The sequence below is a fragment of the Luteimonas sp. FCS-9 genome (genome assembly GCF_001014645.1).
In the GTDB taxonomy this organism is placed as follows: domain Bacteria; phylum Pseudomonadota; class Gammaproteobacteria; order Xanthomonadales; family Xanthomonadaceae; genus Luteimonas.
In genome coordinates this window covers 1-12,665 of sequence record NZ_LASZ01000021.1, presented here as the reverse complement: position 1 = coordinate 12,665, position 12,665 = coordinate 1, and the positions used below count along the sequence as shown (strand labels likewise).

The window sequence follows — 12,665 nt, the reverse complement described above, 5'->3', positions numbered from 1 at the left end:
GACGCCGCGCACGGGCGTACAACGCCGCCGAGCGCCCGCATGTCGACGGACGCGCCAATCCGGACCGCCCCCATGCACCCCATCCCCGCCACCGTCCCGGCCGCCCCGCGGCTGCCCTGGTACCGCCAGCTCTACGTCCAGGTCCTGTTCGCGATCGCGCTGGGCGCGCTGCTGGGGCACTACTCGCCCGCGTTCGCCGAGCAGCTTAAGCCGCTGGGCGACGCGTTCATCAAGCTGGTCAAGATGATCATCGCTCCGGTGATCTTCCTGACCATCGTCACCGGCATCGCCGGCATGACTCAGCTGCGCACGGTCGGCCGGGTGTTCGCCAAGTCGATGGCCTACTTCCTGTTCTTCTCGACGCTGGCGCTGGTGGTCGGCATGGTCGTGGCGCACGTCGTGCAGCCGGGCGTGGGCATGAACATCGACCCGGCCTCGCTCGACACCGCCGCGGTCGAGGGTTACGTGCAGAAGTCGCACGAGCTCACGCTGACCGGCTTTCTGCTCGACATCATTCCCGGCACGCTGGTCGGCGCGTTCGTCGACGGCAACATCCTGCAGGTGCTGTTCATCGCCGTGCTGTTCGGCATCGCGCTGGCGCTGACCGGCGAGAAGGGCCGCCCGGTGCTGGCCTTCCTCGAGGCGCTGACCACGCCGGTGTTCAAGCTGGTGCACATCCTGATGAAGGCCGCGCCGATCGGCGCGTTCGGCGCGATCGCCTTCACCATCGGCAAGTACGGCCTCGAATCGCTGGTCAACCTGGCCTGGCTGGTGGGCACGTTCTACGTCAGCTCGCTGCTGTTCGTGCTGGTGATCCTGGGCGCGGTGGCGCGGGCCTGCGGCTTCTCGGTGCTCAAGCTGATCCGCTACCTCAAGGCCGAACTGCTGCTGGTGCTGGGCACCTCGTCGTCGGAATCGGCGCTGCCCTCGCTGATGGAGAAGATGGAGAAGGCCGGCTGCCAGAAGTCGGTCGTCGGCCTGGTCGTGCCGACCGGCTATTCGTTCAACCTCGACGGCACCAACCTGTACATGACGCTGGCCGCGCTGTTCATCGCCCAGGCCACGAACACCGAGCTGACCCTGTGGCAGCAGGTCACGCTGCTGCTGGTCGCGATGCTCAGCTCCAAGGGCGCGGCCGGCGTGACCGGCGCGGGCTTCATCACGCTGGCCGCGACGCTGTCGGTGGTGCCGACCGTGCCGGTGGCCGGCATGGCGCTGATCCTGGGCATCGACCGCTTCATGAGCGAGTGCCGCTCGCTGACCAACTTCATCGGCAACGCCGTGGCCACGGTCGTCGTCGCGCGCTGGGAGAACGCGCTCGACCGCGACGCCCTCGCCGCCGCGCTCGACGGCGCGCCGCGCCCGCTCGCCGCGGCCCCCGATCCTGCCGCCGGCCCCGGCGATCGCGCGGTGCTGGCGGCCGACTGACCGCGCACCATCCGCCCGCGTCCGGTCCCGATGCGGGCGCGGGGGTAGAATCCCGAGCCTCCCCCCGCTTCCTTCCGCCAAGACCAATCTGATGTCCAACGACGATTTCCGCCAGGCCGCCCTCGACTACCACCGCCTGTCGCCGCCCGGCAAGATCACCGTCAGCGCGACCAAGCCGATGCTGACCCAGCGCGATCTCGCCCTGGCGTACTCGCCCGGCGTGGCCTATGCCTGCGAGGAGATCGTCAAGGATCCCAACGCCGCCAGCGAGCTGACCGCGCGCGGCAACCTGGTCGCGGTGATCAGCAACGGCACCGCGGTGCTGGGCCTGGGCGACATCGGCGCGCTGGCCGGCAAGCCGGTCATGGAAGGCAAGGGCGTGCTGTTCAAGAAGTTCGCCGGCGTCGACGTGTTCGACATCGAGGTCGACGAGCGCGACCCCGACAAGCTGGTGGAGATCATCGCCAGCCTCGAGCCGACCTTCGGCGGCATCAACCTCGAGGACATCAAGGCGCCGGAGTGCTTCATCGTCGAGCGCAAGCTGCGCGAGCGGCTGAAGATCCCGGTGTTCCACGACGACCAGCACGGCACCGCGATCATCGTCGGCGCCGCGATCGTCAACGCGCTGGAAGTGGCCGGCAAGCGCATCGAGGACGTCAAGCTGGCGACCACCGGCGCCGGCGCGGCGGGCATCGCCTGCCTGGACATGCTGGTCGCGCTGGGCCTCAAGCCCGAGAACATCCTCGCCTTCGACCGCGACGGCGTGATCCACACCGGCCGCGAGAACCTCGACGAGGCCAAGGCCCGCTACGCCCGCGACACGCCCGCGCGCACGCTGGCCGAGATCGTCGACGGCGCCGACGTGTTCCTCGGCCTGTCGGCCGGCGGCATCCTCAAGCCCGAGATGGTCGCCACGATGGCCCCGCGCCCGGTGATCCTGGCGCTGGCCAACCCGTACCCGGAGATCATGCCCGAGGACGCCAAGCGCGCCCGTCCCGACGCGATCATCGCCACCGGCCGGTCGGACTACCCCAACCAGGTCAACAACGCGGTGTGCTTCCCGTACATCTTCCGCGGCGCGCTCGACGTCGGCGCGACCGGCATCAACGAGGCGATGAAGCTCGCCTGCGTGCACGCGATTGCGCAGCTCGCCAAGGAAGAGGCCAGCGACCTGGGCACCGCCTACGGCGAGGAGATCCCCAGCTTCGGCCCCGAGTACATCATCCCGCGCCCGTTCGACCCCCGCCTGCTGACGATCGTCGCCCCGGCCGTGGCCCAGGCCGCGATGGCCTCGGGCGTGGCGCTGCGCCCGATCGAGGACATGGGCGCCTACCGCGAGAAGCTCGGCCAGTTCATCCACCGCACCGGCCTGGTCATGAAGCCGGTCTACGACCGCGCCCGCGGCGACCGCCAGCGCGTGGTCTACGCCGAGGGCGAGGAGGAGATCGTGCTGCGCGGCGTGCAGACGATCGTCGACGAAGGCCTGGCGTTCCCGATCCTGATCGGCCGCCCCGAGGTCATCGAAATGCGCATCCAGCGCCTGGGCCTGCGCCTGGTCGCCGGGCGCGATTTCGAGCTGACCAACATCAACGACGACCCGCGCTTCAACGAGTACTGGCAGCACTACCACGCCATGACCGCGCGCCGCGGCGTCACGCCGGACTCGGCCAAGAATCTGCTGCGCTCGCGCCCGACGCTGATCGCCGCGATCATGGTCGACCGCGGCGAGGCCGACGCGATGATCACCGGCATCGTCGGCCGCTTCCACAAGAAGCTGGGCTACGTGCGCAGCGTGTTCCCGCTCGAGCGCGGCCTGCAGAGCACCTCGGCGATGACCGGCGTGGTCAACGACCAGGGCCTGTGGTTCTTCGTCGACACCCACGTCCAGCCCGACCCGACCGCCGAGCAGATCGCCGAGAGCACGATCCAGGCCGCCTACCGGCTCAAGCTGTTCGGCATCGAGCCCCGCATCGCGCTGCTGTCGCACTCCAACTTCGGCAGCCACGACGACCCCAGCGCCCGCAAGATGCGCGAAGTCCGCGAGATCCTCGCGCGCCGTGCGCCCAAGCTCGAATGCGACGGCGAGATGATGGCCGACAGTGCCTGGGACGAAGCCCTGCGCAAGCGCATCTTCCCCGGCACGACGCTGTCGGGCCGCGCGAACCTGTTCGTGTTCCCGAACATCGACGCGGCCAACATCACCTACAACATGATCCGCGTGATGACCGGCGGCGTCGCCCTGGGCCCGATCCTGATGGGCGTCAGCAAGCCTGCGCACATCCTGACCCCCTCGGCGACCCCCCGCCGCGTGGTCAACATGACCGCCATCGCCGCCGTCGACGCCCAGATCCGCAAGGCCCAACTGCAGGCCGGCTGAAAAAGCGCCCCCATCCCAACCTTCCCCCGCGCAAGCGGGGGAAGGAGCATCACCTCCCCCGCATCGCGGGGGAGGTCGGCGCGCCTCGCGCGCCGGGTGGGGGCATGGGCCGTCCCAGATCACCTCCCCCGCATCGCGGGGGAGGTCGGCGCGCCCCGCGTGCCGGGTGGGAGCGCGGGCCGTACCAGATCACCTCCCCCGCACGCGGGGGAGGTCGGCGCGTCTCGCGCGCCGGGTGGGGGCACGGGCTTTCCCCTCACCCCACCCCGCGCGCCCGCGCGTCGAGCACCTCGCGCAACGTCGCCGGCAGCTTCTCCAGCTCGTCCTTGTAGACCAGCGCATCGCCCTCGGGCAGCACCTCGCCGGGCAGGCCGTAGACCGAGCCGGTCATGAACACCACCGGCACGTCCGGGCGCAGGCGGCGCGTGAGCGCCAGCGCCTCGGCGCCCGAAAACCCGGGCAGATTGACGTCCGACAGCACCACGCGCGGGGCGAACGCCTCCAGCGCTTCGGCCAGCCCCGTCTCCCCGTGGACCCGCCGCGTCTCGACCGCCAGCCCCGCGTCGCGCAGGGCCAGCTCGGCCAGCTCGGCATCGTCGCGCGAATCGTCGACGATCAGCACGCGCAGGCGTCCGGCCTGCGCGTCGTTCCCCTCATCTCCCCCCATGCGCGCTCACTCTTCCTCGGGCACTTCGTTGAGCACGGCCCAGAACTTGCCGAGCGTGCGCACCGCGTCGAAGAACTGGTCGACGTCGACCGGCTTGACCACGTACGCGTTCACGCCCAGGTCCCAGCTGCGCGCCAGGTCGCTTTCCTCGCGCGACGAGGACAGGATCACCACCGGCATGCGCTTGAGCGTCTCGTGGTCGCGCAGCTGCTTGAGCACTTCCAGCCCGTCCATGCGCGGCATCTTGATGTCGAGCAGCAGCACCGCCGGGTCGCCTTCGGGGCGGTCGGCGAACTTGCCGCGGCGGAACAGGTAATCGACCGCCTCGACGCCGTCCTCGACGTGCACGATCGGGTTGGCGAGATTGGCTTCGCGCAGCGCGTCGATCGCCATCTCGGCGTCGTGCGGGCTGTCCTCGGCGAGAAGGATGGTGCGGATTTCGCTCATTGCTGTTTTCCTGGTGAGGACAGAAGGCCCGGCTCCTGCGAGGAGGCGGGAAGGGTGAAGTGGAACGTGGCGCCCTGGCCGGGCGCGGCCTCGGCCCAGATGCGGCCGCCGTGGCGGCCGATCACGCGGCGCACGCTGGCCAGCCCGACGCCGGTGCCGGGGAACTCGCTGGCCGAGTGCAGGCGCTGGAACACGCCGAACAGCTTGCCCGCGTACTGCATGTCGAAGCCCGCGCCGTTGTCGCGGACCGTGAAATGGTAGCCACCGCTGTCCATCCGCCGGCACGTGACCTCGACGGTCGCCGGCTCACTGCCGCTGCTGTACTTGACCGCATTGCCCAGCAGGTTCAGCCACACCTGCCGCAGCATGTTCTCGTCGCCGACCACGATCGGCAGCGGCGCGATCGTCCATTCGATGCGATGGTCCGGGTTCTCGGCCTGGGCGTTGCTGTCGAGCATCGCCCGCGCGTCGGCGACCATCGTCTGCAGGTCCACGCTCTGCAGGCGCATCGCGCTGCGGCCCAGGCGCGAGTAGACCAGCAGATCGTCGATCAGCGTGGACATGCGCCGCGCCGAGCTGCCGATGACGTTGGGGTAGTGGCTGCTCTTCTCGTCGACGCCGTCGCCCAGGTGGCGGCCGAGCTTGTCGGCGAAGCCGGCGATGTGCCGCAGCGGCGCGCGCAGGTCGTGGGAGACCGAGTAGCTGAAGGCCTCCAGCTCGCGGTTGACGTCCGAGACCTGCTCGATCTTGCCTTCCAGCTGCTGGTTGAGCTCGCGGATCTGCCGCTCGCTCATGCTCTGCGCGGTCACGTCGGACGCGGTGATCAGTGCCACCGCGTCGTCGCGGTCGGGCAGCGGCATGCGCTGGGCGTTGAGCAGCATCGTGCGCTCCACGCCGTCGGCCGTCGGCTGGCTGAGCCGGTGGTCCCACAGCTCGCGGTTGCGGGCCAGCACGTCGTGCAGCCGGCGCAGCGTCTCGGGGTCGCGCCAGGCGCCTTCGCCGATCTCGGCGAGCTTGCGGCCGCGCGCGTCGTCCTCGACGCCGTAGAGCTCGGCGAACGCCGCGTTGTGCATCACCACCTGCTGCTGGCCGTCGACCAGCACGATCGGCTCGCGCACGCTGTCGAGCACCGCAAGCGCCCGGCTGCTCGCGCTCACCGCCTGGCGCTCGGCGGCCAGGCGGCCGATCTGCTGGCGCACCGCGATGTAGCTGGCCGCGGCGAGCAGCAACAGCTGCACCACCATCGCCGCCCAGCTGGCGAGGTCGGCGTTGCGGCTGGCGCGCGCCGCGCGGGCCTTGCGCTCCACCAGCAGCGCCTCCTCCTCGGCCACCACGTCGGTCACCAGCCGCTGGATCGGGTAGAGCACGATCATCTCGTCGATCAGCTGGTTGCTGGCCGCTTCTTCGGCGGCGATCACCTGGTCGACCCGCGTCAGGCGCTGCTCGAGCGTGTTGCGCAGCGCGCCCAGCCGGGCCTGCTGTTCGGGGTTGTCGCGGGTCAGTTCCAGCACCGCGTCGACGTTGGGCATGATCCGCTCGCGCGCCTCGCGGATGCGCTCGCGCAGCAGCGGCGAATCGATCCCGCGGGTCAGCGTGATCGCCGCCGCCTCCAGGCTGCGCGCGTCGGCCGAGACCGCCTGCACCAGCGTCTGCACCTCGCGCGTGTGCACCACCTCGGTGGTCGCGTCCTCGGCCTGGCCGATCGCCGCGCGCATGATCAGGAACGGGCCGACCACGATCAGCACGATGGCCACCCCGAGTGCGGGCAGCTGCCAACGGCTGGAACGATGGGCGGCGGACTGGGGCATCGGGAGGCTCGGGCGCGGGCGGGGGCGCAATGATGCCGCATTCTCCCCTGAACACGGGATCATCGCCGAGGGCCGGCCGGCCTGCAACGCGGCGCCCGGTACCGGCGGCGCGGGCACGTCCCGGCCCCCGGCACCGCGGAGCCCGCCCGGCGGGGCGCCCCTGTTAGAATCGGCGGCTCGACAACGACCCCTTGCACGCGGCCGCGCGCGCCGCGCTGGAGCACATGATGAACTGGCTGAACGACGTCCTGCAGAACGACCCCGATCCGACCGAGACCCGCGAGTGGATCGAGTCGCTCAAGGCAGTCATCGACGTCGGCGGCCCGGAGCGCGCGCACCACCTGCTCGAGAACATGGTCGAGCTGACCCGCCGCGCCGGCGCCCACCTGCCGTTCGCGCCGACCACCGAGTACGTCAACACCATCCCGGCCCACCTCGAGCCGAAGATGCCGGGCAACAGCGACCTGGAATGGCGCATCCGCTCGATCATCCGCTGGAACGCGATGGCGATGGTCGTGCGCGCCAACCGCAAGCCCGGCGACCTGGGCGGCCACATCGCCAGCTTCGCCTCCAGCGCCACGCTCTACGACGTGGGCTTCAACCACTTCTTCCGCGCCCCTTCCGCCGACCACCCCGGGGACCTGATCTGCACCCAGGGCCACAGCTCGCCGGGCATCTATTCGCGCTCGTTCCTCGAAGGCCGCATCAGCGAGGAGCAGATCGACCACTTCCGCATGGAAGTCGACGGCAAGGGCATCTCGTCCTACCCGCACCCCTGGCTGATGCCCGACTACTGGCAACTGCCGACCGTCTCGATGGGCCTGGGCCCGATCGCGGCCATCTACCAGGCGCGCAACTGGAAGTACCTCGAGGCCCGCGGCCTGATGCCGCGTACCGACCGCAAGGTCTGGTGCTTCCTGGGCGACGGCGAGACCGACGAGCCCGAGAGCCTGGGCGCGATCTCGGTGGCCGGCCGCGAAGGCCTGGACAACCTGGTCTTCGTCATCAACTGCAACCTGCAGCGCCTCGACGGCCCGGTCCGCGGCAACGGCAAGATCATCCAGGAGCTGGAAGGCCAGTTCCGCGGCGCCGGCTGGAACGTCGTCAAGACGATCTGGGGCAGCTACTGGGATCCGCTGCTGGCCAAGGACAAGGACGGCATGCTCAAGAAGCTGATGATGGAGACCGTCGACGGCGAGTACCAGAACTGCAAGGCCTTCGGCGGCGCGTACACGCGCGAGCACTTCTTCGGCAAGCACCCCGAAACTGCCAACCTCGTCGCCAACCTCAGCGACGACGACATCTGGCGCCTCAACCGCGGCGGCCACGACCCGCACAAGGTCTTCGCCGCCTACCAGAACGCGATGGACACCAAGGGCCAGCCCACGGTGATCCTGGCCAAGACCGTCAAGGGCTATGGCCTGGGCAGCGCCGGCGAGGCGCTCAACCCCACCCACAACACCAAGAAGCTCGACGACGAGGCCGTGCGCACGTTCCGCGACCGCTTCAAGATCCCGGTCTCCGACGCCGCGCTCAAGGACGGGCAGATTCCGTTCTACCACCCCGGCAAGGATTCGGAGGAGGTGCAGTACCTGCTCGAGCGCCGCGAGAAGCTCGGCGGCTTCGTGCCCCAGCGCCGCCGCAAGAGCACCGAAAGCCTCAAGGCCCCCGAGCTCAAGGTGTTCGAGCGCCTGATGCAGGCCACCGGCGAGCGCGAGATCAGCACCACGATGGCGTTCGTGCAGTCGCTCTCGGTCATCCTCCGCGACAAGCAGGTGGGCCCGCGCGTGGTGCCGATCGTCGCCGACGAGGCGCGCACCTTCGGCATGGAAGGCCTGTTCCGCCAGCTGGGCATCTACGCCCCGCAGGGCCAGAAGTACAAGCCGGTCGACCGCGACCAGCTGATGTACTACCGCGAGGACGCGGCCGGCCAGGTGCTGGAGGAGGGCATCACCGAGGCGGGCGCGTTCGCCAGCTGGATGGCCGCGGCCACCAGCTACAGCACCAACGACCTGCCGATGCTGCCGTTCTACATCTACTACTCGATGTTCGGCTTCCAGCGCATCGGCGACGCCGCCTGGCAGGCCGCCGACATGCGCGCCCGCGGCTTCCTGCTGGGCGCAACGGCCGGGCGCACCACGCTCAACGGCGAAGGCCTGCAGCACGAGGACGGCCACAGCCACCTGCTCTCGGGCGCGATCCCGAACTGCCGCAGCTACGACCCCACCTTCGCCGGCGAGGTCGCGGTGATCCTGCAGTACGGCATGCAGCGCATGCTCGATGAACAGCAGGACGAGTACTTCTACATCACCCTGATGAACGAGAACTACCCGCACCCGGCCCTGCCCGAAGGCGCGGCCGAAGGCGTCATCAAGGGCATGTACCTGCTCTCCAGCACCGCCGACACGTCAGCCACCTCCCCCGCCAGCGGGGGAGGTCGAAGCGGCCCCGCCGCTTCGGGTGGGGGCGCTTCGGCTGGTGGCAAAAAGAAGTCCACCAACCTCCCCCACGTCCAACTCCTCGGCTCGGGCACCATCCTGCGCGAAGTCATCGCCGCCGCCGAGCTGCTGGACAAGGACTTCGGCGTCACCGCCGACATCTGGTCCTGCCCCAGCTTCACCGAGCTGCGCCGCGACGGCTTCGACGCCGAGCGCTGGAACCGCTTCAACCCCGAAGCCAAGACCCGCCGCAAGCCCTACGTGACCGAGCAGCTCGAGGCCCGCCCGGGCCCGGTGGTCGCCGCGACGGACTACGTGCGCGCCTTCGCCGACCAGATCCGCGCCTTCGTGCCCCACACCTACACCGTGCTCGGCACCGACGGCTTCGGCCGCTCCGACACCCGCGCCAACCTGCGCCGCCACTTCGAGGTGGACCGCTACTACATCGCTCAGGCGGCGATCGACGCGCTGGCGAAGGACGGCAAGATGACCGGCAAGGATGTGGCGCGGGCGATCAAGCTGTATAAGATCGATCCGGAGAAGGCGAATCCGATTGGGGTTTAAGGTTCTCTAGCCGCCGATCCTCCTCTCGGCGGCTTTGTATGCATGCTAGACATGTCTGCCAGAAGCTTTTATGACTTGCAATGCTCTAGATTAGGTATGGTAGTAGCGCCGCGCTATCACTTGATAGCTAGAGCAAGCTCGGCTTGCTGGGCGTCGGCTGAAATCAACTCATAAGCGTGTTCGGAATGCCGACAGCTATCTCACTTTTCACAGGATGTGGCGGCTCCGATGCTGGCTTAGCGCAGGCGGGATTTTCTGTGCTGATGGCTAATGATGTGCTTCCCTACGCCAGAGATGTGTATCTAGCCAATCATGCCGATACGGATTATCGATTGGGTGACGTCGCAGAGATAAAATCTTTTCCCTCTGCCGATTTGCTAGTTGGGTGTTATCCGTGCCAAGGATTCAGTCAGGGTGGGGTGCGCGAGCCCAGTCGAAAAATTAACAGGCTCTATCTTGAGTTCGCTCGTGCACTTCGTACAGTGAAGCCAAAAGCTTTCATTGTGGAAAATGTCGCGGGGATGGTCCGTGCGAATTTTCGCCATTTACTTAAAAATCAGCTCGCCGCGTTTCGGCGCGCTGGATATAGGGTGAGTTGTGAGGTTCTCAACTCGGCCGACTTTGGCGTGGCGCAAGAGCGCCGTCGGATATTTATAGTTGGAATTCGTAAGGATCTGGATGCCGTTTACAAATTTCCTTCCCCAACCCACGGCATTGATGCGCCGCGTCCATTTTGTACGATCCGCGAAGCGATCGGCGACATGCCGCATTGGCCCGAAGGTGAATTTTACGCCCGAAGCTTTCACTGGTATTACATGTCACGTGACAGGCGGAGAGGCTGGGACGATCTCTCAAAAACGATTGTTGCTAATCCTAGACACATGCCTCTTCATCCCTTAAGCCCGGCGATGATCAAGCTTGAGCATAATGTCTGGAAGTTTGTTGATGATGCCCCGGCTAGGCGATTCTCGTATCGGGAGGCGGCAAGGCTGCAAGGCTTTTGTGATGTCGAATTCCCAGACACCAAGCCTGGCACGCTCGACATGAGATATACCGTGATTGGCAACGCTGTCCCGCCGCCGCTTTTCGCGGCAGTTGCAGGTGCACTTCCCAAAATCTGGTGACTGAGATGTCTCGTGCTAAGAAAGTAAAGGTGTCTGACGACCAGCCGCCGGTGCAGAGGTGGATTGGCGTAGATGAGCTATTGTTCGATCCAGAGAATCCTAGATTCCCTCCGGAGATTGCAGCGGGCGAAACCGATAGGCTGATCGAACGGTTTGTGCGTGACGAGCGTCTTCTTGAGTTAATAGAGTCGATTGGGAATCAGGGCTATTTTCAGGGCGAGCCGCTTCTCGTTATCGATAGCTCGGATGGGTACGTCGTGCTGGAGGGAAATAGACGACTTGCTGCATTGAAACTTCTTTCTGGAGAGATTGACGCCCCCTCTGGGCGAATATCGATCGAAGATGCTGTGCAGGCTGCCACTCATAGCCCTACAGAAGTGCCATGTCTTGTGTTCTCGGACCGTTCCGCGATTCTTCGCTATCTGGGGTTTCGACACATCACTGGCATCAAAGCTTGGAGTGCACTTCAGAAGGCTAGATATATTAAAAGGCTGCGCCTTGAGTATTATGCAGATCTTTCTTACGAGAATAGTCTTCGCGCGCTTGCAAAGGAAACAGGTAGTAAGGGGGCTTACATAGGTCAAGTTCTGGCTGCGCTCGCGTTGTATGAACGAGCCGAAGCTGAGAATTTTTTTGGTCTATCTATAAATGCAGAGGAGGTCGACTTCTCGATCCTATCAACGTCTTTGAGCTACGTGAATATCGTTGAATTCCTCGGCCTTTCAGGAAGAATGGATGCAGCTCAGAGTGGATTGAAGGTTCGCAATCTTAAGCACATGTTTTTGTGGAACTTTGTCAAGGATGAGTCCCGGAAGAGCATTGTTAAAGATTCCCGTAACTTGAAAAAGCTGGCCGCAGTTGTAGCATCACCTGCCGCCGTTAAAGATCTTCTCAAATCCGGGAATCTCGATCAGGCGTTTTCCTTGAGCAAAGGGCCGGCGACGGCGCTTTCTGAGGCGCTCTTGGCTGTTAAATCAAGGCTCGAAACAGTTTGGGGGATAATCCCCAATGTCTCCGAAGTGACTCCGCAGCATGTTGATGTAGCACTGGCGGTTGCTAAGCAGGCAAGGAGTGTGAGAACTCAGCTGCAGGCTATGCTCCAAGACATGGATGATGGAGGGTTAGATGACTAGAAGTCGTCCCGTAGCCTCAAAGCGCCTTGCGAAAAGTGCAGCCGGAAAGAGAAAAGATCGAGCTCCGAAGCGTCCGATTTTTCAGTCACTGAGCCATCCGCCAAAATCAAGTGACGCTTATTTGTGGTGCGATTATATCGAGATAAGATGTTTAGTCCATCCTGACAGAAAATTCTCAAGATCAAATTTAATTGAGTGCGTTGATGAACTTGCTGCGTTAGATATTCGACCAGATGCTAGCCTGGGAGATGATTCTGAAGCTCTCGACGAAGAAGCTGAGCTAGACGCAGAGGAACAAGATGACGACGGCGACGATGAAGTCTTGCCGGACGGGGATCGAAAGGAGGCCTGGGCGGCCGGGCTTTTTGGCCGCCTCGAGGTTCGGGCTAAGGTCTTCGGAGACGCTTACCCATTTGCGTTAGCTCCTGGAGCACAAGAAATTAGATTCAAGAATCCCGGGAGCGGAGCGCAGAGTCTTTATGTACAGCTATTACTGTCCGCGTGCTTGCGTTTGATCGAAAAATCGAGGCGACACGAGCTCACAGAAGATTTTGAAAGAATAGCCGAGAGTATTTTTAAAGGGCTGATGCCAGCGGGCTGGGAGGTTCACCAGTTTGGTGCTAAGGCATCTACGAGATATAGCGGGCATCTATTTAAACGTCTTACTAAGCTTGCAGAG

9 protein-coding genes are annotated in these 12,665 nt (G+C 65.4%); 6 read left to right on the top strand and 3 right to left on the bottom strand.

Annotated features, from left to right (window positions below; genetic code table 11):
* Nucleotides 1-72 precede the first annotated feature (72 nt).
* The gene (locus tag WQ56_RS14935) at nt 73-1,428 is read left to right on the top strand and encodes a dicarboxylate/amino acid:cation symporter (RefSeq protein WP_047137939.1); all 1,356 of its coding nucleotides are present in this window, start codon (nt 73-75) and stop codon (nt 1,426-1,428) included.
* A gap of 91 nt (nt 1,429-1,519) precedes the next feature.
* Entirely contained in the window at nt 1,520-3,805 is a 2,286-nt protein-coding gene (locus WQ56_RS14930; protein WP_047137938.1) for an NADP-dependent malic enzyme, read from the top strand.
* 256 nt (nt 3,806-4,061) lie between these two features.
* Here the strand turns inward: WQ56_RS14930 and WQ56_RS14925 are convergent, their stop codons facing one another.
* The 3 genes from WQ56_RS14925 to WQ56_RS14915 are packed head-to-tail and all read right to left on the bottom strand — an operon-like array spanning nt 4,062 to nt 6,727.
* The gene (locus tag WQ56_RS14925; protein ID WP_047137937.1) at nt 4,062-4,472 is read right to left on the bottom strand and encodes a response regulator; all 411 of its coding nucleotides are present in this window, start codon (nt 4,470-4,472) and stop codon (nt 4,062-4,064) included.
* Nucleotides 4,473-4,478: 6 nt separating this feature from the next.
* Nucleotides 4,479-4,919 carry a response regulator gene (locus WQ56_RS14920; RefSeq protein WP_047137936.1) on the bottom strand — a complete coding sequence of 147 codons (441 nt, stop codon included), beginning with the start codon at nt 4,917-4,919 and terminating at the stop codon, nt 4,479-4,481.
* Nucleotides 4,916-6,727 (bottom strand): ATP-binding protein, encoded by a 1,812-nt coding sequence (locus WQ56_RS14915; protein ID WP_047137935.1) that lies wholly within the window; start codon nt 6,725-6,727, stop codon nt 4,916-4,918. Before WQ56_RS14915 ends, WQ56_RS14920 begins: the two co-directional genes overlap by 4 nt.
* A 227-nt stretch (nt 6,728-6,954) precedes the next feature.
* Here WQ56_RS14915 and aceE point away from each other — a divergent pair, with 227 nt between their 5' ends.
* The 4 genes from aceE to WQ56_RS18780 all read left to right on the top strand — a co-directional run.
* Nucleotides 6,955-9,729, top strand: coding sequence for a pyruvate dehydrogenase (acetyl-transferring), homodimeric type (gene aceE / locus WQ56_RS14910; protein ID WP_047137958.1), 2,775 nt, complete (start codon nt 6,955-6,957; stop codon nt 9,727-9,729).
* 185 nt (nt 9,730-9,914) lie between these two features.
* Entirely contained in the window at nt 9,915-10,853 is a 939-nt protein-coding gene (gene dcm, locus WQ56_RS18245; protein WP_082132449.1) for a DNA (cytosine-5-)-methyltransferase, read from the top strand.
* A 29-nt stretch (nt 10,854-10,882) separates the two neighbouring features.
* Entirely contained in the window at nt 10,883-11,986 is a 1,104-nt protein-coding gene (locus WQ56_RS18785; protein WP_156170568.1) for a ParB N-terminal domain-containing protein, read from the top strand.
* A partial coding sequence (locus WQ56_RS18780; RefSeq protein WP_197076506.1) for a hypothetical protein occupies nt 11,979-12,665 on the top strand: 687 nt, incomplete at its 3' end. The genes WQ56_RS18785 and WQ56_RS18780, both read left to right, overlap by 8 nt.